Genomic DNA, 18922 nt, shown 5'->3' with positions numbered 1-18922 from the left:
TTTGCTTTTATTTCGCAATACGCTTGTACTTAATACGCTTCGGCTCCAGCGCGTCTGCGCCCAGCGTGCGTTTCTTGTACTCTTCGTATTCGGTGAAGTTACCTTCGAAGAACTCCACTTTACCTTCGTCCTGGTAGTCCAGGATGTGGGTTGCGATGCGGTCCAGGAACCAGCGGTCGTGCGAGATAACCATCGCGCAGCCCGGGAACTCCAGCAGGGCGTTTTCCAGCGCGCGCAGGGTTTCGATGTCCAGGTCGTTGGTAGGTTCATCAAGCAGCAGAACGTTGCCGCCAACCTGGAGCAGCTTCGCCAGGTGCAGACGACCGCGCTCACCGCCGGACAGCTCGCCCACGCGTTTGCCCTGGTCAGTGCCCTTAAAGTTAAAGCGGCCAACGTAAGCGCGGCTTGGCATCTCGGTGTTGCCGATACGCATGATATCCAGACCGCCGGAAACCTCTTCCCACACGGTTTTGCTGTTATCCATTGCGTCGCGGAACTGGTCCACGGAAGCCAGCTTCACGGTTTCACCCAGGGTGATAGAGCCGCTGTCAGGCTGTTCCTGACCGGACATCATGCGGAACAGGGTTGATTTACCTGCGCCGTTCGGACCGATAATGCCAACGATAGCGCCTTTCGGCACGGAGAAGGTCAGGTCGTCGATCAGCAGACGGTCGCCGTAGGACTTACGCAGGTTGGTCACTTCAACCACTTTATCCCCCAGACGTGCGCCAGGTGGAATAAACAGTTCGTTGGTTTCGTTACGTTTCTGGTATTCAGTGTTATTTAGCTCTTCGAAGCGTGCCAGACGGGCTTTGCCCTTGGACTGACGGCCTTTCGCGCCCTGACGCACCCACTCCAGCTCTTTCTCGATAGACTTACGACGCGCCGCTTCCTGAGATGCTTCCTGCGCCAGACGCTGATCTTTCTGTTCCAGCCAGGAGGAGTAGTTGCCTTCCCACGGAATACCTTCGCCGCGGTCCAGCTCCAGGATCCAGCCCGCAACGTTGTCGAGGAAGTAACGGTCGTGGGTAATCGCCACCACGGTGCCTTCGAAGTCGTGCAGGAAGCGCTCCAGCCACGCCACGGATTCCGCATCCAGGTGGTTGGTTGGTTCGTCGAGCAGCAGCATGTCTGGTTTTTCCAGCAGCAGGCGGCACAGCGCCACGCGGCGGCGTTCACCACCGGACAGGTTAGCGATTTTCGCATCCCAGTCTGGCAGACGCAGGGCATCGGCCGCGCGCTCCAGCTGCACGTTCAGGTTGTGACCGTCGTGCGCCTGGATAATCTCTTCATATTTGCCCTGCTGAGCGGCCAGTTTGTCGAAGTCCGCATCCGGCTCGGCGTATTTGGCATACACTTCATCCAGACCTTTCAGGGCGTTAACCACCTCGGATACCGCTTCTTCAACGGATTCACGCACGGTGTGTTCCGGGTTCAGCTGAGGTTCCTGCGGCAGGTAGCCGATCTTAATGCCAGGCTGCGGACGGGCTTCACCTTCGATGTCTGTATCGATGCCGGCCATGATGCGCAGCAGGGTGGACTTACCGGCACCGTTGAGACCCAGAACACCGATTTTTGCGCCCGGGAAGAAGCTCAGCGAGATATTTTTAAGAATATGACGTTTCGGCGGGACAACTTTGCCGACACGATGCATGGTATAAACGAATTGAGCCACGTTGGACTTCGCCTCTTTTATCGTGATGAGAATGAATTTCAGCCTCGAAGTGTAGCCTTTTTCACGCCCTAATCCCAGCCAGGAACGTCGGGAGTGTTAAAACGCGCAAGAAAGGTAAAAAAGTGTCCATGACGTGGCGCGTTGTGGGATGCCTGGTTAGCATAAGTTGATGTAACTTTGACGTGGCAAGACGCTGCAACTGACGAAAAACAATGAGGAAGAGCTTGTGGAAAAAGCCAAACGGGTGGTCTGGCGTCTGCTGGCTGCCAGCGTATGCGTAATGGCGGTAAGCCAGGCGGTGCATGCCGATTCACTGGATGAACAACGTAACCGCTATGCCCAGATTAAACAGGCATGGGACAACAAGCAGATGGATACCGTGCAGGCGCTGATGCCGACGCTGAAGGATTATCCGCTGTATCCGTATCTTGAGTATCGTCAGATCACGGACGATCTCATGAATCAACCGACCGTCACCGTGAATAACTTCATTCAGGCGAACCCGACCCTGCCGCCTGCGCGCACCCTGAAGTCCCGGTTTGTGAACGAGCTGGCCCGTCGCGAAGACTGGCGCGGCCTGCTGGCCTTCAGCCCGGATAAACCGGGCGCGACGGAAGCGCAGTGTAATTACTATTATGCGAAATGGGCGACCGGTCAGCAGGAGGAAGCCTGGACCGGCGCGAAAGAGCTGTGGCTGACGGGCAAAAGCCAGCCAAACGCCTGTGACCCGCTGTTCAGCGCCTGGCGCGCCTCGGGCAAGCAGGATCCGCTCTCTTACCTGGAACGTATTCGCCTGGCGATGAAGGCCGGAAACACCCGGCTGGTCACCGTGCTGGCGGGCCAGATGCCCGCAGATTATCAGACTATTGCGTCTGCCGTTATCAGTCTGGCAAACGATCCCAATACCGTGCTGACGTTTGCGCGTACTACCGGCGCGACCGATTTTACCCGCCAGATGGCGGCGGTGGCCTTTGCCAGCGTGGCGCGTGATGATGTGGAAAACGCCCGGCTGATGATCCCGCAGCTGGTGCAGGCCCAGCAGCTTAATGACGATCAAACTCAGGAGCTGCGCGATATCGTGGCATGGCGACTGATGGGGACAGATGTCACCGACGAACAGGCGCGCTGGCGTGACGATGCGGTGATGCGTTCGAACTCTGTCTCGCTGGTGGAGCGTCGCGTGCGCATGGCGCTGGGAACGGGCGATCGTCGTGGCCTCAATACCTGGCTGGCGCGTCTGCCGATGGATGCCAAAGAGAAAGATGAATGGCGTTACTGGCAGGCGGACATGCTGCTGGAACGTGGTCGTGAAGATGAAGCCAAAGAGATCCTCCACTCCCTGATGCAGCAGCGTGGATTCTACCCGATGGCGGCGGCGCAGCGTCTGGGCGAGGAGTACACCCTGAAGATCGACAAAGCGCCAGCCAACGCGAACCCGGCGCTGACGCAGGGGCCGGAAATGGCGCGCGTGCGCGAGCTGATGTACTGGAATCTGGATAATACCGCGCGCAGCGAATGGGCGAATCTGGTCACCAGCCGTACCACCGATGAGAAAGCGCAGCTTGCCCGCTATGCATTTGATAATCGCTGGTGGGATCTGAGCGTGCAGGCGACGATCGCCGGCAAACTGTGGGATCATCTCGAAGAGCGTTTCCCGCTGGCTTATAAGGATCTGTTCGATCGCTACACCAGCGGCAAAGATATTCCGCAAAGCTACGCGATGGCCATTGCCCGTCAGGAGAGCGCCTGGAACCCGAAAGTGCGTTCTCCGGTGGGTGCCAGCGGCCTGATGCAGATTATGCCGGGTACCGCGACGCACACGGTGAAGATGTTTAATATTCCAGGCTACAGCAGCCCGTCCCAGCTGCTGGATCCGGAGACTAACATCAACATCGGTACCAGCTACTTGCAGTACGTCTATCAGCAGTTCGGTAATAACCGTATCTTCGCGTCAGCGGCGTACAATGCCGGGCCTGGCCGCGTGCGGACATGGCTTGGCAACAGCGCAGGGCGCATCGACGCCGTGGCGTTTGTCGAGAGCATTCCGTTCTCGGAAACGCGCGGCTATGTGAAGAATGTGCTGGCTTATGACGCCTACTATCGCTACTTCATGGGGCAGAAAGATACCCTGATGAGCGATGCCGAGTGGCAGAGACGTTACTGATCGGCGCGGGTTGTGTTATGCTGTACTCGCTAATGAGTACAAGAGGCAGCATAACATGACCCAGCATTCCCCGTATTCCTCGGCCATGGCCGAACAGCGTCATCAGGAGTGGCTTCGTTTTGTGGAGTTGCTCCGCCAGTCTTACGACAAAGATCTGCATTTACCGTTGCTACAGCTGATGATGACGCCCGATGAACGCGAAGCGCTGGGCACGCGGGTACGCATTATTGAGGAACTGCTGCGCGGCGAAATGAGCCAGCGCGAGCTGAAAAACGAGCTGGGCGCGGGCATCGCGACCATCACCCGTGGTTCAAACAGCCTGAAGTCGGCGCCGGTTGAACTGCGTCAGTGGCTGGAAGCGGTATTGCTGAAAAACGCCGGATGACGGCTTCGCCTTATCCGGCCTGCAAACTTAACGATAAATCGCGTTATGGAACGGACTTAACGCCAGAATAACGGCCTGGTGGTAAACGCCTGAACGCGTAAGCTTGCCACCCGTAAAGACGCCAATCGCCCCCTCTTTACGACCAATTTCATCAATGCCGGTGTAGTGCGACATTACCGGCCCCAGCGCCTCACCCGCGCGGACTTTCTCCAGTATGACTTCCGGCAGCGGCAGCGTGGCAGAACGCGCTTCGCCGCGCTGCTCACGGCTTTCGATGACAACCCAGCTGAAGGTCGCCCCTTCGTCGATGCCTGCTTCAATCGCGACCCAGAAGTCAGCGTCTGGCGCGGCGGCTTTTGCATTAGCCACGCGATTTCGTGCGCCAGCGCGTGTTTCCTCGCTGCCAAACGGCTGTTCCGGCACACCGCTCTCGACGCCGACGGCGTCAATATGGCAGGATCCTTCGCCGAAGATCTCTTCAAATGCCCTTAGAATTGCCTGAATTTTGGCAGGATTGGTGGTAGCAGAGACAACATGGTGCATAATTAAGCTCGATTTAAAAAATTCATCGCAGTATAACGGAAAAAAAGCATGTTACAGGTATACCTTGTTCGCCACGGTGAAACGCAGTGGAACGCCGAGCGACGTATTCAAGGCCAGTCAGATAGTCCTCTCACCGACAAAGGTGTGCAGCAAGCATGGCAGGTGGCGGAGCGCGCCAGAACGCTGGGTATCACTCACGTCATCTCCAGTGATTTAGGCCGCACGCAGCAGACGGCACGCATCATCGCCGATGCCTGTGGCTGCGACGTGACCCTCGAACCGCGTCTGCGCGAGCTGGATATGGGCGTGCTGGAAAAACGTCCTATCGATACGCTGACGGAAACCGAAGAAGGCTGGCGCCGCACGCTGGTGAACGGCACTGAAGATGGTCGCATCCCTGAAGGGGAATCCATGCAGGAGCTGAGCGTGCGCATGCATGCCGCGCTGGCCGAGTGCCTGAAACTCCCGGCAGGTAGCCGACCGCTGCTGGTGAGCCACGGTATCGCGCTGGGTTGCCTGGTGAGCACCATTCTGGGACTGCCGGCTTACGCCGAACGCCGTTTGCGTCTGCGCAACTGTTCCATTTCCCGTATCGACTATCAGGAAAGTGCCTGGCTGGCATCGGGGTGGGTAGTTGAGATGGCAGGGGACATTTCGCATCTTGATGCCCCTGCTCTGGACGAATTGCAGCGTTAACGACGTACCGGAATCAGGAATTCCATACGCAGATTGATAGGGCCTTCTTCCGGTTTAGCATCTTGCGCCGGATAGTAGCGCTCAATGTCCTGACCTTTACGGCGATTCAGATTCAGCATCGGCATGCAGGTCCCGTAAACGGTCAGGATGAACTCCTGAACGCCCGTTCCTAAACCTTCGTATGAGAACATCACATACTCGCCGCCTTCCAGCACGACAGGCTTCGAGCCATGAATGTAACCGTTCGCCATGTCAGGCGTCAGCGCCGTGGTATAGAACACCTCCTGCTCGTCGTCTTTTTCCTGGCTGGGATGCGTTTCGTTCAGGCCATACAGAATCGGCGGGAGCGCCGGAGCATGGCTTAAAAATTCGCGCCAGAACTGAACGCGCATCTGATGGCGGAACTCGGAGATCTGCTCCAGGGAACAGGAGTAGCTCTGCGTGGTGCCGACCAGGTGCGTTTCCGGCAGGGTGATGATTTCATATTTTGGCATCGCAAACTCGCCCAGACGCAGCGGCGGACGCATACCAAAGGAGCTCCAGTCCGGCGAGCGGCGATAAAGCGCTGGCGTTAACGAGAACTGTTTTTTAAAGGCGCGGGTGAAGGTTTGCTGTGAATCGAAGCGATATTGCAGGGCAATATCCAGGATTGGTCGCGCGGTCAGGCGCAACGCGACAGCAGACTTTGATAAACGACGTGCGCGAATATAGGCACCGATAGCATGACCGGTGACATCCTTGAACATCCTTTGCAGATGCCACTTGGAATAGCCTGCTTTTGCCGCCACATTATCCAGTGACAAAGGCTGGTCGAGATGACCTTCCAGCCAGGTGAGCAGGTCGCGAATAATTCCAGCCTGATCCATATACTATCCTCATCCTTAAAACTGCCGCAGGTGCCTGTTTACAGGTTAGCGGATAATAGCATTTTTTGACGTTTTAGCATTCAGTGTTTTTTTTGCGCATAAATGCTTTTTGTAGTGATTTATGTGCGGATATATTCTAATCCTGTGATCTTGCTACATTTTTATCTAACCTGTTGAATAATCGCTCAGCGTAATTTTTATGAATGGTAACAATATGAAATACAAGGTTTTAGTCTTTACAGCACTGGCGCTGATGGCAGGGCGCGTGGCACAGGCGGAGCAAATTGGCTCCGTGGATACTGTGTTTAAAATGTTTGGGCCGGACCACAAAATTGTGGTGGAAGCCTTTGACGATCCGGACGTTAAAAACGTCACCTGCTATGTCAGCCGGGCAAAGACCGGCGGGATTAAAGGCGGCCTGGGGCTGGCTGAAGACACGTCTGACGCGGCCATCTCCTGCCAGCAGGTTGGCCCGGTGGAATTGAGTGACAAAATCAAAAACGGCAAAGCGCAGGGCGACGTCGTATTCCAGAAACGGACCTCGCTGGTGTTCAAAAAGCTACAGGTGGTCCGTTTTTATGACGCGAAGCGTAACACCCTGGCTTATCTGGCTTATTCCGACAAAGTCGTGGACGGCTCACCGAAAAACGCGATAAGCGCGGTACCGATTATGCCGTGGCATTGATAAAAAAAACGGCGCAAATGCGCCGTTTTTTACTGCGTGACGGGAGAATTACTCCTGGAGGTCACCGCAGAAACGATAGCCTTCACCATGGATCGTGGCGATGATTTCCGGCGTATCCGGCGTAGATTCGAAGTGCTTACGAATACGACGGATGGTTACGTCAACGGTACGATCGTGTGGCTTCAACTCACGACCGGTCATTTTCTTCAGCAGTTCTGCACGGGACTGAATCTTGCCCGGGTTCTCGCAGAAGTGCAGCATCGCGCGGAATTCACTGCGCGGCAGTTTGTACTGCTCACCGTTCGGGCTAATCAGCGAACGGCTATTGATATCAAGTTCCCAGCCGTTGAATTTGTAGCTGTCGACGCTACGACGCTCTTCACTTACCGTACCCAGATTCATGGTGCGGGACAGCAGGTTGCGTGCACGAATGGTTAACTCGCGAGGGTTGAACGGCTTGGTGATGTAGTCATCCGCGCCGATTTCCAGACCAAGAATTTTATCAACCTCGTTGTCACGGCCCGTCAGGAACATCAACGCGACGTTCGCCTGTTCACGCAGTTCGCGCGCCAGAAGAAGCCCGTTTTTGCCCGGCAGGTTGATATCCATAATCACCAGGTTGATATCATTTTCAGAAAGGATCTGATGCATCTCTGCGCCATCGGTCGCTTCAAAGACATCGTAGCCTTCTGCTTCGAAAATGCTCTTTAACGTGTTGCGTGTTACCAACTCGTCTTCAACGATAAGAATGTGCGGGGTCTGCATGTTTGCTACCTAAATTGCCAACTAAATCGAAACAGGAAGTACAAAAGTCCCTGACCTGCCTGATGCATGTCGCAAATTAACATGATCGGCTTAACGTGACTAAAGTACGTAATTGCGTTCTTGATGCACTTTCCATCAACGTCAACAACATCATTAGCTTGGTCGTGGGTACTTTCCCTTTGGACCCGACAGTGTCAAAAACGGCTGTCATCCTAACCATTTTAACAGCAACATAACAGGCTAAGTGACACCGGACACCCAATAAAACTACGCTTCGTTGACATATATCAAGTTCAATTGTAGCACGTTAACAGTTTGATGAAATCATCGTAGCTGAATGCTAGCCTTTGTCACAATTTTTCAATAAACCAACTAGTTGCGGACATTGATTGATAAACGGTACGAATCCAATCAGAAAAGAGTATTCATATGGTCATTATCATTACAAAACATAAGGATAATGGACTTCTGTTAACATTCTAACTGATTGTTCAGCCACAAAATAGTTTAGCTTTTTTTAATTGTTATGAAACGCTATTTCGGTGATTTGTGTTGCAAAATTGTAAATTCGTGCTGCGTAATATGTTGAACTGAATCACATTTTTACCTGCTAACTGATTAAAAAGAGAGCGTAAATGCATCTGTCGATTGTGCTGGTGTCACCAGCAAGAGCTGAAAATATTGGCGCTGCGGCGCGTGCCATGAAGACTATGGGGTTTACCGATTTGCGTATTGTGGACAGCACGGCGCATCTGGAGCCTGCTGCGCGCTGGGTGGCGCACGGTTCGGGTGATATTCTCGATAATATAACCACTTACGCTACGCTCGCCGACGCACTCCACGATATTTCGTTTACCGTCGCGACGACCGCGCGCAGCCGGGCGAAGTTTCACTATTACGCCACGCCTGCTGAACTGGTGCCGATGCTGGAAGAGAAAAGCCAGTGGCTGGAGAAAGCCGCGCTGGTGTTTGGGCGAGAAGATTCCGGGCTGACTAACGAAGAGCTGGAGCTGGCTGACGTGCTGACGGGCGCGCCGATGGTGGCGGATTATCCGTCACTCAATCTGGGGCAGGCGGTGATGGTCTATTGCTATCAATTAGCATCCTTAATACAAATTTCTCAGCCACCGGTGACAGTTTCGGATGAAAACCAGCTGGCGGCACTGCGTGTTCGTGCAGATAACCTTCTTGAGCAGTTGGGCGTCGCTGACGATCAGAAAATGGTGGACTGGTTACAGCAGCGCCTGGGGCGTCTTGAGCAGCGCGACACGGCAATGCTGCACCGATTGCTTAATGATATTGAAAAAAAAATTAGCCGAGTAAAATAGTGTCATAGGTTTTTATTATGGCCGATCCTGCTGATGTCTGGGGTTGCATCTGGGTTATTCCGATGAAAATAAATCTGCCCGCAGCGGGACGTGAGAATGTCCCGAATTGTGATCGAATTAAAAATTCATTGACTTAAGGGGCTCGATCCTTTAACCCTAAAAGAATAGAGCACAGACAGATAATAATGACAGAGTACACAACATCCATGAAACGCATCAGCATCACCACCATTACTACAACCATCATCATTACCACAGGTAACGATGCGGGCTGACGCGTACAGGAAAAACAGAAAAAAGCCCGCACCTGAACAGTGCGGGCTTTTTTTTCGGCTAAAGGAAATGAGGTAGAACCATGCGAGTGTTGAAGTTCGGCGGTACGTCAGTGGCAAATGCAGAACGTTTTCTGCGTGTTGCCGATATCCTGGAAAGCAACGCCAGGCAGGGGCAGGTTGCCACCGTGCTCTCTGCCCCGGCCAAAATCACGAACCACCTGGTGGCGATGATTGAAAAAACCATCGGTGGTCAGGATGCACTACCGAACATCAGCGACGCCGAGCGTATCTTTGCCGATCTGCTTCAGGGGCTGGCCGACGCCCAGCCTGGTTTCCCGCTGGCGCAGCTGAAAAGCACCGTTGAACTTGAATTTGCCCAGATTAAACACGTTCTTCACGGTATCAGCCTGCTTGGTCAGTGTCCGGACAGCATCAACGCGGCGCTGATTTGCCGGGGTGAAAAACTCTCTATCGCCATCATGGCAGGCGTGCTGGAAGCGCGCGGTCACCACGTGACGGTCATCGATCCGGTTGAAAAACTGCTGGCTGTGGGCCACTACCTTGAATCCACCGTCGACATTGCCGAGTCGACACGCCGTATTGCGGCGAGCAAAATCCCGTCTGACCATATGATCCTGATGGCTGGCTTTACTGCCGGTAACGAGAAGGGCGAACTGGTGGTGTTGGGGCGTAACGGCTCTGACTACTCCGCCGCCGTGCTGGCCGCCTGTTTACGCGCAGACTGCTGTGAGATCTGGACTGACGTCGACGGCGTTTATACCTGCGATCCGCGCCAGGTACCGGACGCCAGGCTGCTGAAGTCGATGTCGTACCAGGAAGCGATGGAGCTTTCCTACTTCGGCGCTAAAGTTCTTCACCCGCGTACCATCTCCCCGATTGCCCAGTTCCAAATCCCTTGCCTGATTAAGAATACCGGTAACCCTCAGGCGCCGGGCACGCTGATTGGCGCCAGCGCGGATGAAGATGAACTGCCGGTGAAAGGCATTTCTAACCTCAATAACATGGCGATGTTCAGCGTCTCCGGCCCGGGGATGAAGGGCATGGTCGGCATGGCGGCACGCGTCTTTGCCGCTATGTCCCGCAACGGGATCTCCGTGGTGCTGATCACGCAGTCTTCTTCCGAATACAGCATCAGCTTCTGCGTTCCGCAGGGTGATTGCCTGCGTGCCCGTCGCGCGCTGGAAGAAGAGTTCTATCTGGAGCTGAAAGAAGAGCTGCTGGAGCCGCTGTCGATTCAGGAGCGTCTGGCGATTATCTCTGTGGTCGGCGACGGCATGCGCACCCTGCGCGGTATCTCCGCCAAATTCTTTGCCGCGCTGGCGCGGGCCAATATTAATATCGTGGCGATTGCCCAGGGCTCATCAGAGCGTTCCATTTCCGTTGTCGTGGATAACGATGACGCCACTACCGGCGTGCGCGTGGTGCATCAGATGCTGTTCAACACCGACCAGGTGATTGAGCTGTTCCTGGTGGGCGTCGGTGGTGTCGGTGGCGCGCTGCTGGAGCAGGTGAAGCGCCAGCAGGAGTGGCTTAAGAAGAAACATATCGATTTGCGCGTTTGCGGCATTGCGAACTCGAAAGCGTTGCTGACTAACGTCCACGGTCTGAATCTGGAAAACTGGCAGGCGGAGCTGGAAGAGGCGAAAGAGCCATTTAACCTGGGCCGCCTGATCCGCCTGGTGAAAGAATATCACCTGCTTAACCCGGTGATCGTTGACTGTACCTCCAGCCAGGCGGTGGCCGATCAGTACGCCGACTTCCTGCGCGAAGGGTTCCACGTGGTGACGCCAAACAAAAAGGCCAACACCTCGTCGATGGATTACTATCACCAGCTGCGGCTGGCGGCGAGTAAGTCGCGCCGTAAGTTTCTGTATGACACCAACGTGGGCGCAGGCCTGCCGGTCATCGAGAACCTGCAAAACCTGCTGAACGCGGGCGACGAACTACAGCGTTTCTCCGGCATCCTCTCCGGCTCCCTGTCGTTTATCTTCGGCAAGCTGGACGAAGGGATGAGCTTGTCGGAAGCCACCCGCGCCGCGCGCGAGCTGGGCTACACCGAGCCGGATCCGCGCGACGACCTCTCCGGCATGGACGTGGCGCGTAAGCTGCTGATCCTGGCGCGCGAAACTGGCCGCGAGCTGGAGCTTTCGGATATCGTGATTGAGCCGGTGCTGCCAGCAGAATTTGATGACAGCGGTGACGTCAGCGCCTTTATGGCCAGGTTGCCGCAGCTTGACGACGCCTTTGCCGCACGCGTTGCGAAAGCCCGTGATGAAGGTAAGGTATTGCGCTATGTTGGCAACATTGAAGAAGACGGCGTCTGCCGGGTGAAGATTGCCGAAGTGGATGGCAACGATCCGCTGTACAAGGTGAAAAACGGCGAGAACGCCCTGGCGTTCTACAGCCATTATTATCAGCCACTGCCGCTGGTGCTTCGCGGCTATGGCGCAGGGAATGATGTGACGGCGGCGGGCGTGTTTGCCGATCTGCTGCGTACCCTGTCATGGAAGTTAGGAGTTTAAGATGGTTAAAGTATATGCCCCGGCTTCCAGCGCCAATATGAGCGTCGGATTTGACGTGCTGGGCGCGGCGGTCACGCCGGTGGACGGTTCGCTGCTGGGCGATACGGTTACGGTTGAGGCGGCAGAGCGCTTCAGCCTGAATAACATCGGCCGCTTCGCCAGTAAGCTGCCGTCTGAACCGCGCGAGAATATCGTTTATCAGTGCTGGGAACGCTTCTGTCAGGAGATCGGCAAAAACGTGCCGGTCGCCATGACGCTGGAAAAGAGCATGCCGATTGGTTCGGGGCTGGGCTCGAGCGCCTGCTCGGTGGTCGCTGCGCTGGTGGCGATGAATGAGCATTGCGGCAAGCCGCTGAACAACAGCCGTCTGCTGGCGCTGATGGGCGAGCTGGAAGGGCGCATCTCCGGCAGCATTCATTATGATAACGTGGCGCCGTGCTTCCTTGGCGGCATGCAGCTGATGATTGAAGAAAATGGCATCATCAGCCAGCAGGTGCCAGGGTTTGATGAGTGGCTGTGGGTGCTGGCCTATCCGGGCATTAAAGTGTCTACCGCCGAAGCGCGTGCGATCCTGCCGGCGCAGTATCGTCGTCAGGACTGTATCGCCCACGGGCGGCATCTGGCGGGCTTTATTCACGCCTGCTACACCCGTCAGCCGCAGCTGGCGGCGAAACTGATGAAAGACGTCATTGCCGAGCCGTATCGCACGAAGCTGCTGCCGGGCTTTAACGAAGCGCGACAGGCATCCATGGATATCGGCGCACAGGCGTGCGGCATCTCCGGCTCCGGCCCGACGCTGTTCGCCTTATGCGACAAGCCAGACACCGCGCAGCGCGTGGCGGACTGGCTCTCTAAACACTACCTGCAAAATCAGGAAGGCTTTGTTCATATTTGCCGTCTGGACACGGCTGGCGCACGAGTACTGGGATAACGAATGAAACTCTACAACCTTAAAGATCATAACGAGCAGGTCAGCTTCGCGCAGGCGGTAACGCAGGGGCTTGGCAAAAATCAGGGGCTGTTCTTCCCCCACGACCTGCCGGAATTTCAGCTGACCGAAATCGATGAGCTGCTGAAGCAGGACTTTGTCACCCGCAGCACCAAAATTCTGTCTGCCTTTATCGGCGACGAAATCCCGCAGGAGCTACTCGAAGAACGCGTGCGTGCGGCGTTTGCTTTCCCGGCGCCGGTGAAGCAGGTGGAGCCTGACGTTGGTTGTCTGGAGCTGTTCCACGGTCCGACGCTGGCGTTCAAAGATTTCGGCGGTCGCTTTATGGCGCAGATGCTGACCCACATCAGCGGCGACAAACCGGTGACCATTCTTACCGCGACTTCAGGCGATACCGGAGCGGCGGTGGCCCATGCGTTCTACGGCCTGAAAAACGTCCGCGTGGTGATCCTCTATCCGAAAGGCAAAATCAGCCCGCTTCAGGAAAAACTGTTCTGCACCCTTGGGGGCAACATTGAAACCGTGGCGATCGACGGCGATTTCGATGCCTGTCAGGCGCTAGTGAAGCAGGCCTTCGATGACGAAGAGCTGAAGGCGGCGCTGGGGCTGAACTCTGCCAACTCCATCAACATCAGCCGTCTGCTGGCGCAGATCTGCTACTACTTCGAAGCGGTGGCGCAGCTGCCGCAGGACGCGCGCAATCAGCTGGTGGTTTCCGTGCCAAGTGGGAACTTCGGCGACCTGACGGCAGGCCTGCTGGCGAAATCACTCGGCCTGCCGGTGAAGCGCTTTATCGCCGCCACCAACGCCAACGACACCGTGCCGCGTTTCCTGAAGGACGGAAAATGGGCGCCGAACGCGACTCAGGCCACGCTCTCCAATGCGATGGATGTGTCACAGCCTAACAACTGGCCGCGTGTGGAAGAGCTGTTTCGCCGTAAGGTCTGGCGTCTGGGCGATCTGGGTTACGCAGCGGTGACGGACGAAACCACTAAAGCCACCATGCGCGAGCTGAAAGCGGTGGGCTATACCTCTGAGCCGCACGCGGCGATTGCCTATCGTGCCCTGCGCGATCAGCTTCAACCGGGTGAGTATGGCCTGTTCCTCGGCACCGCCCATCCGGCCAAGTTCAAAGAGAGCGTGGAAGCGATCCTGGGGGAAACGCTGCCGCTGCCAAAAGAGCTGGCCGATCGCGCCGACCTGCCGCTGCTGTCTCATGAGCTGCCCGCAGACTTTGCCGCGCTGCGTAAGCTGATGATGACCCGAGCGTGATTGTGCTGCCCGGTGGCGGCTTCGCCTTACCGGGCCTACAACGGCGAACTCATCGTAGGCCGGGTAAGCGCAGCGCCACCCGGCTTTTTTGTGAAGAAATTAAGGAGAAAAACAGCAGGAAAAAAGCAGAAATTCCCAATAAATGCGGTCACTTAGCGTTTAGGATTGCAGAGAATAACATCCCCCGTCCCCATCACGTACTCTCCTTACATCGGCCCACGTTGGGCAAGAAGAATAAGGAGTCACCTATGTCTACACTGAAACCTGCACTTATCGCGCTTTCACTGATGCTGGTCGCTCCCATGGCGGTGCAGGCAGCTGAGATCACCCTCGTGCCAGCGGTAAAACTGCAAATTGGCGATCGGGATAATAACGGGCACTACTGGGATGGCGGCCGCTGGCGCGACCATGACTGGTGGAAAGCGCACTATGACTGGCGCGATAACCACTGGCGTCCGCACGATGAACATCGCGATCGTGACGATCACCACCGTCATGACGATCGTCGCCCGGGCCCGGACCGGAAGCACCATTAACACAAACCCCGCCAGCTGGCGGGGTTGTCTTTTTATTGCTCGTGACGCTTAAACACCAGCTCGTTTTTTCCTGACGATGCCTCGTCGAAAAAATACCCTTCACTGTTAAAGCCAGTGAGCTGCTCTGGCTTCGTCAGACGGTTTTGAATGATGAAGCGGCTCATCAGACCGCGCGCTTTTTTGGCGTAGAAGCTGATCACTTTAAATTTGCCGTTTTTCTCGTCGAGGAATACCGGCTTGATAATGTCCGCATCCAGCTTCTTCGGCTTCACCGATTTGAAGTACTCATCGGAGGCCAGGTTGATCACCACGTTGTCCCCCTGGGCTTGCAGCGCCGCGTTAAGCTTGTCGGTAATGACATCGCCCCAGAACTGGTACAGATCTTTACCTTTAGCGTTTTCCAGGCGGATACCCATCTCCAGACGATACGGTTGCATCAGATCCAGCGGTCGCAGCACCCCGTACAGGCCGGATAACATGCGCAGATGCAGCTGGGCAAAATCGAAATCGGCTTCGCTAAACGTTTCTGCTTGCAGGCCAGTGTAGACGTCACCTTTGAAGGCCAACAGCGCCTGGCGGGCGTTGGCGGGCGTGAAGTCAGGCTGCCACTCATGAAAACGGGTGGCATTCAGGTCGGCGAGTTTATCGCTGATGCTCATCAGCGAAGCGATTTGCGGAGCCGAAAGCTTACGCGCCTCGTGGATCAGCTGTTGCGAGTAGTCCAGCAATTCCGGCTGGGTATAACGCTCAGTGGCGAGCGGGCTCTGGTAGTCGAGCGTTTTGGCAGGTGAAATCAGAATCAGCATATCCAGTCCTTGCAGGAAATTTAGAGCGACTTTAGCAAAAAATCGCCCTGAATTGATCGATAGCTGTTATTGCCGCGGCAAATCATCCCAGGTGCCAGGGGCAATTTGTGACTCGATTTCGGGATAGCGTGAGGCGTCAAAGACGGGCTGTACGCCGAGCTTGCGCTGACGCAGATAATCGCGCGCGATCAGCGCCACAACCGGTGAAAGCAGCAAAATGGCCGTCAGGTTCGTGATGGCCATCAGCGCCATAATGACGTCCGCTATTTGCCAGATCATCGGCATGCTGAGCAGGCAACCTACAAACACCATCGCCAGCACGCCCGCGCGAAGGATGTTGCGGGCCAGACGCGAGTCAACTTTCAGGAAGATAAGGTTGTTTTCGGCATAGATATAGTTCACCGCAATGGAACTAAAGGCAAAAAGTCCCACGACAAGTGCGACAAGGCCCGCGCCCCAGCCGCCGACGAGGGAGACCAGCGCCTGTTGTACCCAATGAATGCCTGCCGTACTACCGGACGGTTGTTCAGCGGCACCGGCCAGCAGCATTATCATCGCGCTGGCGGAGCAGATAACAATGGTGTCTGTGAAGACGCCAATCATCTGTACAATGCCCTGCGCGGCGGGATGTGGGGGCCAGGATGCGGCCGCTGCGGCGGCATTCGGCGTGGAGCCCATTCCCGCTTCGTTGGAGAACATACCCCGCTGAAAACCCGCAGTGAGTGCCTGGCTAAGGGTGTAACCCAGCGCGCCGGAAGCCGCTTCGCGCCAGCCGAACGCGCTTTGGAAAATGGTGACGATGACGTTCGGCACCTCGTCGATATGTATCGCGCATACCATCAGGCTGGTGGACACCCACAGCAGCGCCATCAGCGGAACCAACCACTGCATCAGGCGGGCAACCCCTTTGAGCCCGGTCACAATGGTCAGCAGGGTGAGAAGGGCAAGCGCGCCGCCCGTCAGCCACTCCGGACAATTGAAGGCAAAGCGCAGCGCGTGGGCGACGGAATTTGCCTGAACGGTATTGAAAATAAGGCCATAGGCAATCAGCAAAAAGATCGAGAACAGAACGCCCATCCAGCGCATTCCCAGCCCGCGAGCCATATACCAGGCGGGACCGCCGCGAAACTGACCTTTGCCGTCTTTTTCTTTGTAGAGTTGCGCAAGCGAGCATTCAGCAAAGGAGGTGGCCATACCGATAATCGCCGTCACCCACATCCAGAATACCGCGCCCGGACCGCCCGCGCCGATCGCCAGCGCGACACCGGCCAGGTTACCGCTGCCGACGCGCGCGGCCAGGCTGGTACAGAGCGCCTGAAACGAGGTCAGGCCGCCCGGCTGTGGGGTGACGCTGTTTTTCAGACTTCTGCCAAATTTGCGGATATAGCGAAACTGAATCAGACCGCTGCGCCACGTAAACCAGATACCTGCTCCTGAAAGCAGGTATATCATGATCGAACCCCAGAGGACTTCGTTGATAAAGAAAAAGAAATCAGGCACTAACGTCCCTCTTGTTGATGCCAAAGTGAATATGTAAGCGCTACCACTGATTGTGCATGCTGTTACTTAGCAGCCTGTTAATATTCTGAGTTTATCATACTCTGCCTAAGCGCACTGTCTGCGGTTGCGCTGCCTCTCACTCGTGTTATCATCAGGGCAGACCGGTTACATCCCCCTAACAAGTAAACCTGTCATTTTTCCGCTGCTGGCAAGCTGTCGGTAGTGTGAATTATCCAGGGCACGTTAAAAGAGAAACACTATCATGACGGATAAATTGACCTCCCTTCGTCAGTTCACCACTGTCGTCGCTGACACCGGAGATATCGCGGCAATGAAGCTGTACCAGCCGCAGGATGCCACAACCAACCCTTCTCTGATCCTTAACGCCGCGCAGATCCCTGAGTATCGCAAACTGATTGACGACGCAGTGACCTGGGCGAAAGCACAGAGCAATGACCGCGCGCAGCAGGTTGTGGATGCCACTGACAAACTGGCAGTGAACATCGGTCTGGAAATCCTGAAGCTCGTTCCTGGCCGTATCTCTACCGAAGTTGATGCTCGCCTGTCCTACGACACCGAAGCGTCTATCGCAAAAGCAAAACGCCTGATCAAACTGTACAACGATGCGGGCATCAGCAATGACCGTATCCTGATCAAACTGGCGTCTACCTGGCAGGGCATCCGCGCTGCTGAGCAGCTGGAAAAAGAAGGCATCAACTGTAACCTGACTCTGCTGTTCTCCTTCGCGCAGGCGCGTGCATGTGCCGAAGCTGGCGTATACCTGATTTCTCCGTTCGTGGGCCGTATTCTGGACTGGTACAAAGCCAACACCGACAAGAAAGAGTACGCGGCGTCTGAAGATCCAGGCGTGATTTCAGTGACTGAAATCTACGAATACTACAAACAGCACGGCTATGAGACCGTAGTGATGGGCGCAAGCTTCCGTAACGTCGGCGAAATCATCGAGCTGGCTGGCTGTGACCGCCTGACCATCGCTCCTGCGCTGCTGAAAGAGCTGGCAGAAAGCGAAGGTGCTATCGAGCGTAAACTGTCCTACACCGGCGAAGTGAAAGCACGCCCTGAGCGCATCACCGAGTCCGAGTTCCTGTGGCAGCACAACCAGGATCCAATGGCCGTAGATAAACTGGCGGACGGTATCCGTAAGTTTGCTATCGACCAGGAAAAACTGGAAAAAATGATCGGCGACCTGCTGTAATCATTCTGCGTGACCGGGTTCCCGGTCACGCGTCTTTCCCCCGCCTCTGTCTGAATTTTCTCTCTGCGTGTATCATTCCCTTTAATCAGTACTTTTTGAATGGAATGGATATGAATACCTTACGCATCGGCTTAGTGTCGATTTCTGACCGCGCCTCCAGCGGTGTTTATCAGGATAAAGGCATCCCTGCTCTGGAAGAGTGGCTGGGCAGCGCGCTCACTACCCCGTTTGAGATCCAGACTCGCCTGATCCCGGACGAGCAACCGATCATCGAGCAAACCCTGTGTGAACTGGTGGATGAGATGAGCTGCCACCTGGTGCTGACGACGGGCGGAACCGGCCCCGCGCGCCGCGATGTAACGCCGGACGCGACGCTGGCTATCGCCGATCGTGAAATGCCGGGCTTCGGTGAGCAGATGCGCCAGATCAGTCTACACTTTGTCCCGACGGCCATTCTTTCCCGTCAGGTCGGGGTGATCCGCAAACAGGCGCTGATCCTGAACCTGCCGGGGCAGCCGAAGTCGATAAAAGAAACGCTGGAAGGGGTAAAAGCCGAGGACGGCAGCGTTATCGTCCACGGTATCTTTGCTAGTGTACCGTATTGTATACAACTGCTTGACGGTCCGTACGTGGAAACTGACGGCAATGTGGTAGCAGCATTTCGCCCTAAAAGCGCTCGCCGCGAAACAATCTCCTGAAATTCTTTAAAATGTGACAT

Annotated in this window: 19 protein-coding genes and 1 other annotated feature; of the genes, 13 read left to right on the top strand and 6 right to left on the bottom strand. The window is 55.7% G+C overall.

Annotated features, from left to right (window positions below):
• Positions 1 to 7: 7 nt before the first annotated feature.
• Complete coding sequence (gene ettA / locus SK54_RS20150; RefSeq protein WP_006810191.1) at positions 8 to 1675, bottom strand: energy-dependent translational throttle protein EttA; 1668 nt, start codon at positions 1673 to 1675, stop codon at positions 8 to 10.
• Positions 1676 to 1901: 226 nt separating this feature from the next.
• Between ettA and sltY the strand changes: the two genes are divergently transcribed.
• Together sltY and trpR are read left to right on the top strand one after the other, a co-directional pair.
• Complete coding sequence (sltY, locus tag SK54_RS20145; protein WP_017694548.1) at positions 1902 to 3839, top strand: murein transglycosylase; 1938 nt, start codon at positions 1902 to 1904, stop codon at positions 3837 to 3839.
• Positions 3840 to 3894: 55 nt separating this feature from the next.
• On the top strand, positions 3895 to 4224 hold the full coding sequence (gene trpR, locus SK54_RS20140) for a trp operon repressor (protein WP_032671450.1): 330 nt from the start codon (positions 3895 to 3897) through the stop codon (positions 4222 to 4224).
• A 27-nt stretch (positions 4225 to 4251) separates the two neighbouring features.
• Here trpR and yjjX read toward each other — a convergent pair whose 3' ends face one another.
• Positions 4252 to 4767 (bottom strand): inosine/xanthosine triphosphatase, encoded by a 516-nt coding sequence (yjjX, locus tag SK54_RS20135; protein WP_015572619.1) that lies wholly within the window; start codon positions 4765 to 4767, stop codon positions 4252 to 4254.
• A 48-nt stretch (positions 4768 to 4815) separates the two neighbouring features.
• Here yjjX and gpmB point away from each other — a divergent pair, with 48 nt between their 5' ends.
• The gene (gpmB, locus tag SK54_RS20130) at positions 4816 to 5463 is read left to right on the top strand and encodes a 2,3-diphosphoglycerate-dependent phosphoglycerate mutase GpmB (RefSeq protein ID WP_006810187.1); all 648 of its coding nucleotides are present in this window, start codon (positions 4816 to 4818) and stop codon (positions 5461 to 5463) included.
• Here the strand turns inward: gpmB and robA are convergent.
• Complete coding sequence (gene robA / locus SK54_RS20125; protein ID WP_015572620.1) at positions 5460 to 6329, bottom strand: MDR efflux pump AcrAB transcriptional activator RobA; 870 nt, start codon at positions 6327 to 6329, stop codon at positions 5460 to 5462. The genes gpmB and robA overlap by 4 nt on opposite strands.
• 214 nt (positions 6330 to 6543) lie before the next feature.
• On the opposite strand from robA, the gene creA reads away from it, so the two are divergent.
• Positions 6544 to 7014 (top strand): protein CreA, encoded by a 471-nt coding sequence (creA, locus tag SK54_RS20120; RefSeq protein WP_032103047.1) that lies wholly within the window; start codon positions 6544 to 6546, stop codon positions 7012 to 7014.
• 48 nt (positions 7015 to 7062) lie between these two features.
• Here creA and arcA read toward each other — a convergent pair whose 3' ends face one another.
• Positions 7063 to 7779: a two-component system response regulator ArcA gene (arcA, locus tag SK54_RS20115; protein WP_003856501.1), complete on the bottom strand. Its 717-nt coding sequence runs from the start codon at positions 7777 to 7779 to the stop codon at positions 7063 to 7065.
• A gap of 95 nt (positions 7780 to 7874) precedes the next feature.
• Between arcA and yjjY the strand changes: the two genes are divergently transcribed.
• The 7 genes from yjjY to SK54_RS20090 all read left to right on the top strand — a co-directional run bounded on the left by yjjY (position 7875) and on the right by SK54_RS20090 (position 14682).
• Positions 7875 to 8015 carry a YjjY family protein gene (yjjY, locus tag SK54_RS22615; RefSeq protein WP_001541509.1) on the top strand — a complete coding sequence of 47 codons (141 nt, stop codon included), beginning with the start codon at positions 7875 to 7877 and terminating at the stop codon, positions 8013 to 8015.
• Positions 8016 to 8414: 399 nt separating this feature from the next.
• Positions 8415 to 9107 (top strand): tRNA/rRNA methyltransferase, encoded by a 693-nt coding sequence (locus tag SK54_RS20110; protein WP_048247834.1) that lies wholly within the window; start codon positions 8415 to 8417, stop codon positions 9105 to 9107.
• A gap of 206 nt (positions 9108 to 9313) precedes the next feature.
• Positions 9314 to 9382, top strand: coding sequence for a thr operon leader peptide (gene thrL, locus SK54_RS22255; RefSeq protein WP_015572623.1), 69 nt, complete (start codon positions 9314 to 9316; stop codon positions 9380 to 9382).
• Positions 9321 to 9438, top strand: a sequence feature (Thr leader region). It overlaps the preceding gene by 62 nt.
• A gap of 24 nt (positions 9439 to 9462) precedes the next feature.
• Positions 9463 to 11925, top strand: coding sequence for a bifunctional aspartate kinase/homoserine dehydrogenase I (gene thrA, locus SK54_RS20105; protein WP_032647186.1), 2463 nt, complete (start codon positions 9463 to 9465; stop codon positions 11923 to 11925).
• Between the two features lies 1 nt (position 11926).
• On the top strand, positions 11927 to 12856 hold the full coding sequence (gene thrB / locus SK54_RS20100; protein WP_022650380.1) for a homoserine kinase: 930 nt from the start codon (positions 11927 to 11929) through the stop codon (positions 12854 to 12856).
• 3 nt (positions 12857 to 12859) lie between these two features.
• Complete coding sequence (thrC, locus tag SK54_RS20095) at positions 12860 to 14146, top strand: threonine synthase (protein ID WP_015572626.1); 1287 nt, start codon at positions 12860 to 12862, stop codon at positions 14144 to 14146.
• A gap of 248 nt (positions 14147 to 14394) precedes the next feature.
• Complete coding sequence (locus SK54_RS20090) at positions 14395 to 14682, top strand: DUF2502 domain-containing protein (protein WP_015572627.1); 288 nt, start codon at positions 14395 to 14397, stop codon at positions 14680 to 14682.
• 32 nt (positions 14683 to 14714) lie between these two features.
• On the opposite strand, the gene yaaA is transcribed toward SK54_RS20090, so the two are convergent.
• Positions 14715 to 15488: a peroxide stress protein YaaA gene (gene yaaA, locus SK54_RS20085; protein WP_015572628.1), complete on the bottom strand. Its 774-nt coding sequence runs from the start codon at positions 15486 to 15488 to the stop codon at positions 14715 to 14717.
• A 66-nt stretch (positions 15489 to 15554) separates the two neighbouring features.
• The gene (locus SK54_RS20080; RefSeq protein ID WP_017383821.1) at positions 15555 to 16988 is read right to left on the bottom strand and encodes an alanine/glycine:cation symporter family protein; all 1434 of its coding nucleotides are present in this window, start codon (positions 16986 to 16988) and stop codon (positions 15555 to 15557) included.
• Positions 16989 to 17250: 262 nt separating this feature from the next.
• Between SK54_RS20080 and tal the strand changes: the two genes are divergently transcribed.
• Both tal and mog read left to right on the top strand, forming a co-directional pair.
• The gene (tal, locus tag SK54_RS20075) at positions 17251 to 18204 is read left to right on the top strand and encodes a transaldolase (RefSeq protein ID WP_047737176.1); all 954 of its coding nucleotides are present in this window, start codon (positions 17251 to 17253) and stop codon (positions 18202 to 18204) included.
• A 110-nt stretch (positions 18205 to 18314) separates the two neighbouring features.
• Positions 18315 to 18902, top strand: a complete 588-nt coding sequence (gene mog / locus SK54_RS20070; RefSeq protein WP_017383820.1) for a molybdopterin adenylyltransferase — start codon at positions 18315 to 18317, stop codon at positions 18900 to 18902.
• Positions 18903 to 18922: the final 20 nt, after the last annotated feature.

Origin of the sequence: Enterobacter sp. MGH120, from assembly GCF_001037725.1 — a bacterium.
GTDB classification, from domain to species: domain Bacteria; phylum Pseudomonadota; class Gammaproteobacteria; order Enterobacterales; family Enterobacteriaceae; genus Enterobacter; species Enterobacter hormaechei_C.
Note: the sequence above shows the minus strand (reverse complement) of the source record. Positions and strands in the feature narration are given on the sequence as shown.

Coding starts and splice junctions, on each gene's coding strand:
- yaaA (WP_015572628.1), bottom strand. CDS start 15,488: ATGCTGATTCTGATTTCACCTGCCAAAACGCTCGACTACCAGAGCCCG.
- robA (WP_015572620.1), bottom strand. CDS start 6,329: ATGGATCAGGCTGGAATTATTCGCGACCTGCTCACCTGGCTGGAAGGT.
- tal (WP_047737176.1), top strand. CDS start 17,251: ATGACGGATAAATTGACCTCCCTTCGTCAGTTCACCACTGTCGTCGCT.
- SK54_RS20090 (WP_015572627.1), top strand. CDS start 14,395: ATGTCTACACTGAAACCTGCACTTATCGCGCTTTCACTGATGCTGGTC.
- thrB (WP_022650380.1), top strand. CDS start 11,927: ATGGTTAAAGTATATGCCCCGGCTTCCAGCGCCAATATGAGCGTCGGA.
- gpmB (WP_006810187.1), top strand. CDS start 4,816: ATGTTACAGGTATACCTTGTTCGCCACGGTGAAACGCAGTGGAACGCC.
- thrC (WP_015572626.1), top strand. CDS start 12,860: ATGAAACTCTACAACCTTAAAGATCATAACGAGCAGGTCAGCTTCGCG.
- mog (WP_017383820.1), top strand. CDS start 18,315: ATGAATACCTTACGCATCGGCTTAGTGTCGATTTCTGACCGCGCCTCC.
- creA (WP_032103047.1), top strand. CDS start 6,544: ATGAAATACAAGGTTTTAGTCTTTACAGCACTGGCGCTGATGGCAGGG.
- yjjX (WP_015572619.1), bottom strand. CDS start 4,767: ATGCACCATGTTGTCTCTGCTACCACCAATCCTGCCAAAATTCAGGCA.
- thrA (WP_032647186.1), top strand. CDS start 9,463: ATGCGAGTGTTGAAGTTCGGCGGTACGTCAGTGGCAAATGCAGAACGT.
- arcA (WP_003856501.1), bottom strand. CDS start 7,779: ATGCAGACCCCGCACATTCTTATCGTTGAAGACGAGTTGGTAACACGC.
- SK54_RS20110 (WP_048247834.1), top strand. CDS start 8,415: ATGCATCTGTCGATTGTGCTGGTGTCACCAGCAAGAGCTGAAAATATT.
- trpR (WP_032671450.1), top strand. CDS start 3,895: ATGACCCAGCATTCCCCGTATTCCTCGGCCATGGCCGAACAGCGTCAT.